At 59.2% G+C, this 3,831-nt stretch carries 4 protein-coding genes; 2 read left to right on the top strand and 2 right to left on the bottom strand.

Features of this window, described 5'->3' with window-relative positions; all coding sequences use genetic code 11:
* Positions 1–122: 122 nt before the first annotated feature.
* Positions 123–1,472 (bottom strand): heavy metal sensor histidine kinase, encoded by a 1,350-nt coding sequence (locus QMX98_RS33070; protein ID WP_282412008.1) that lies wholly within the window; start codon positions 1,470–1,472, stop codon positions 123–125.
* Positions 1,472–2,152, bottom strand: coding sequence for a heavy metal response regulator transcription factor (locus tag QMX98_RS33075; protein ID WP_010456310.1), 681 nt, complete (start codon positions 2,150–2,152; stop codon positions 1,472–1,474). The genes QMX98_RS33070 and QMX98_RS33075 overlap by 1 nt, the downstream gene beginning before the upstream one ends.
* A 155-nt stretch (positions 2,153–2,307) precedes the next feature.
* Between QMX98_RS33075 and QMX98_RS33080 the strand changes: the two genes are divergently transcribed.
* Positions 2,308–2,832 carry a cupredoxin family protein gene (locus QMX98_RS33080; protein ID WP_010456308.1) on the top strand — a complete coding sequence of 175 codons (525 nt, stop codon included), beginning with the start codon at positions 2,308–2,310 and terminating at the stop codon, positions 2,830–2,832.
* Positions 2,833–2,893: 61 nt separating this feature from the next.
* Complete coding sequence (gene queF, locus QMX98_RS33085; protein WP_282412009.1) at positions 2,894–3,724, top strand: NADPH-dependent 7-cyano-7-deazaguanine reductase QueF; 831 nt, start codon at positions 2,894–2,896, stop codon at positions 3,722–3,724.
* The last annotated feature ends 107 nt before the right edge of the window (positions 3,725–3,831 follow it).

A 3,831-nucleotide genomic window follows, 5' to 3' on the forward strand; every position in this document is an offset into this window, starting at 1 on the left:
CGCGTTGCGGTATTCGTACGTCGTTACACCGCCGTCACGAGCCGGCTCGCTCCCATTGGATCTGATTCAACTCGGTCACGGTGGGAGCGAGCCTGCTCGCGATGGGGCCGGCTCTGCTGGCCTTAATCTCCCTTTGGCAACTCAATCACAAACCGCGTCCACCCATTATTCGATTCGCAATGAATCTGTCCGCCATGGGCGCGGATGATTGACTGAGTGATCGCTAATCCCAATCCCGCATGTTCACTACTGCCTTCCTGGCGCGCCGGATCGGTCCGATAAAACCGGTCAAACAATCGCGGCAGCAACGTCCCGTCAATCCCGTCCCCACTGTTCTCGACCATCAAACTCAAGGCTTTGACCTGATCGACAATCCGCACCCGAACCTCGCCTTCGGCTGGTGTAAACCGCAACGCGTTGTCCAGCAGATTGGAAAGTGCCCGACGCAACATGCTGCGATCTCCCTCCATGCGCGCACTGCCTTCACGACTCAACCTGACCTGCGCGTCCTCCGCCAACGGCGCAAAAAACTCCAGCAACAGATCCACTTCTCCCGCCAGCTCCAGCGGTTCGCGCTTGGGCATCAACAACCCATGGTCAGCCTTGGCCAGATACAACATGTCGTTGACCAGTTGCGCCATCCATTGCAGTTCTTCGAGGTTGCTGTGCAGCGCTTCGCGGTAGTCCTCGATAGGCCGAGGGCGGGTGAGGGTGACCTGAGTGTGGGTCAGCAGGTTCGACAACGGCGTGCGCAGCTCATGGGCGATGTCAGCGGAAAACGCCGAGAGCCGTTGAAAAGAGTCGTCCAGGCGTCCGAGCATGGCGTTGAAGCTGTGGGCCAATTCCTCGAGCTCCGACGGCATATTCTCGTCGGGCAGCCGGGCATTGAGCGATTGCGCTGAAACGCCGCTGGCGATCGCGCTCATGCGTCGCAACGGGCGCAAACCACTGCGTGCCGCCCACGCACCGAGCAACGCGGTGGCCAGCGCCGACAAGCCGACGGTCATCCAGATCAGGCGCTGCATGCGTTGCAGAAAGTGCTGGTGATGGGTGATGTCCAGCAGCAAGGTCAGTTGCGGTGAGTCAGGTTTGTCGAGATACAACGGAGCATTGAGGACGCGGTAGTCGGTACCTTCGCTACTCACCGTGGACAAACCCGCCTGAGTAGGTAATTCCCGGGGCAGGTGCGCCGAACTGTCATACCAGCGCTGGCCATCGCTGCCAGTGATTCGCAGCGACAGGTCGGCCTGCCGACTCAGTTCATCCGCCAGTCTGACTTCGCTTTCACTCGGCTGAACGTCATGCAGCGCGCGGCGCAAACCCATCAATTTGCCGTCCAGCAACTGCTGATCGAGTTCGACGAAGTGCGCCTCGCTGGCGCGACTGAACAACACTCCGGCAAACAATGAAACCACGGCGGTACAGGCCGCAAACAGCAACGCCAGGCGACTGCTCAGCGAGAGTCGACGCATCAGGCAGGTCGCTCTTCAAGGACATAACCCATGCCGCGCACGGTATGAATCAGCTTGTTGGGGAATTCATCGTCGATCTTCAGGCGCAAACGGCGGATCGCGACCTCGATGACATTGGTGTCGCTGTCGAAATTCATGTCCCAGACCTGGGAGGCAATCAGTGATTTGGGCAGCACCTCACCCTGGCGCCGCAGGAGCATTTCCAGCAGGGCGAACTCCTTGGCGGTCAGGTCGATGCGTTGACCGCCGCGCTCCACCCGGCGGCGGATCAAATCCAGCCGCAGGTCCGCCAGTTGCAGGCTGGTTTCCTGAGGCGAAGCGCTGCCGCGTCGCAACAGGCTGCGGACCCGAGCCAGCAATTCGGAAAAGGCGAACGGCTTGACCAGGTAATCGTCTGCGCCGAGTTCGAGGCCGTGGACCCTGTCCTCAACCGCATCTCGCGCCGTCAGAAAAAGGACTGGTGTATCGAGACCGGCGCCACGCACCGCCTGCAGGATTTGCCAGCCATCGCGACCGGGTAGCATCACATCAAGGATCAACAACGCGTAATCACCACTCAAGGCCAGTTGTTGGCCGGTGATGCCGTCGGCCGCCAGTTCGGTGTTGAAACCGGCCTCAGTCAGGCCCTGGCGCAGGTAGTGGCCGGTTTTCGGTTGGTCTTCGACGATCAGCAGCTTCATGGGCAACTCGAGGCAAATGGAACGAAGGCTTTATACCGTGGGCAGCGTTGATACAGACCAACCTGACAAAGTTGTAATTTGGCTGTCAGGTCGCGGGCAGTGGCGACAGTTTAGAGTTTTCCACAGGCTGAACCTTATCTTGTTGGAGTACGACTATGTTTTTGCGTAAATATCAGGGGCTGGCCGCGTGTTTGTTGGCGTTAAGCTCGCCAGTGTGGGCCTCGTCGGCGCAGCCCCGGGATTTCGGTCAGCCGGCCCCGGCAACCAAGGCTACCCGAAGTGTCGAGGTGGTGATGGATGACATGTCATTCACGGCCAAGGCGATCGATATCAAAACGGGTGAGACGATTCGTTTTGTGCTGGTGAATAAAGGCCAGTTGTTGCACGAATTCAACCTCGGCGATGCGGCGATGCATGCCCGTCATCAGCAGGAAATGATGAAGATGCAGCAGAGCGGCATGCTCACGCCTACAGGCATGAAGGAAATGGACCACGGTTCGATGGCAGGCATGGATCACGGGATGATGAAGCACGATGACCCGAACAGTGTCCTCGTCGAGCCGGGAAAAACGGCCGAGCTGACCTGGACCTTCACGAAGGCCACCAACCTGGAATTTGCCTGCAACATTCCCGGCCATTACCAGGCGGGCATGGTCGGCAAACTGACTGTCAGTCAGTAAGCACTCAAAGGCGGGCGCAAAGGCTGGTAGAATCCGCTGATTCTTCAGTCAGGTTTCCGCCATGCATCCCGCAGCCGAACACTCGCCGCTGGGCAAATCCAGCGAATACATCGCCACTTATACGCCGTCCTTGCTGTTCCCGATCCCGCGCACCGCGAAATGGGCCGAGTTGGGCCTGACGGCGCAAACCCTGCCTTACAAGGGTGTGGACTTCTGGAACTGCTTCGAGCTGTCGTGGCTGTTGCCGTCCGGTAAGCCGGTGGTGGCGATTGGCGAATTCAGCATCCCGGCGGATTCGCCGAACATCATCGAGTCGAAGTCGTTCAAGCTGTACCTGAACTCGTTGAACCAGACACCGTTTGCCGATAGCGCGACCCTTGAAGCGACGCTGGTCAAAGACCTGTCGGCCGCTGCCGGCAAGCCGGTTGGCGTGCGGATTCGCAGCCTCAAGGATGTCGAAGCCGAAGGCGTCGTGGCGTTGCCGGGTGTGTGTATCGATGATCTGGAGATCAGCGTCAGCAACTACGAACATCCGCGCCCGGAGCTGCTGCGTTGCGATGATTCGTGCATTGTCGAAGAGAGCGTGCACAGTCATCTGCTCAAATCCAACTGCCCGGTCACCAGCCAGCCGGACTGGGGCAGCGTGGCGGTGGAATACCGTGGCGCGGCCCTGGATCACGCGAGTTTGCTGGAGTACATCGTGAGCTTCCGTCAGCACTCGGACTTTCATGAGCAGTGCGTGGAGCGGATTTTTCTCGACTTGCAGCGGTTGTTGAAACCGGAGAGGTTGACGGTGTATGCGCGGTATGTGCGGCGTGGTGGGCTGGACATCAACCCGTATCGCAGCACTGAAGAAGTGCAGCTGCCGAACCATCGTCTGGTCCGTCAGTAAAATACTCCTGTAGGAGCGAGCCTGCTCGCGATGGCGGAGTGTCTGGCACCATCGATGTTGAATGTGCTGCCGTCATCGCGATCAGGCTCGCTCCTACAAGGGATTGC

The organism is Pseudomonas sp. PS02303 (assembly GCF_029959925.1).
In the GTDB taxonomy this organism is placed as follows: domain Bacteria; phylum Pseudomonadota; class Gammaproteobacteria; order Pseudomonadales; family Pseudomonadaceae; genus Aquipseudomonas; species Aquipseudomonas mandelii.

Coding starts and splice junctions, on each gene's coding strand:
- QMX98_RS33075 (WP_010456310.1), bottom strand. CDS start 2,152: ATGAAGCTGCTGATCGTCGAAGACCAACCGAAAACCGGCCACTACCTG.
- QMX98_RS33080 (WP_010456308.1), top strand. CDS start 2,308: ATGTTTTTGCGTAAATATCAGGGGCTGGCCGCGTGTTTGTTGGCGTTA.
- QMX98_RS33070 (WP_282412008.1), bottom strand. CDS start 1,472: ATGCGTCGACTCTCGCTGAGCAGTCGCCTGGCGTTGCTGTTTGCGGCC.
- queF (WP_282412009.1), top strand. CDS start 2,894: ATGCATCCCGCAGCCGAACACTCGCCGCTGGGCAAATCCAGCGAATAC.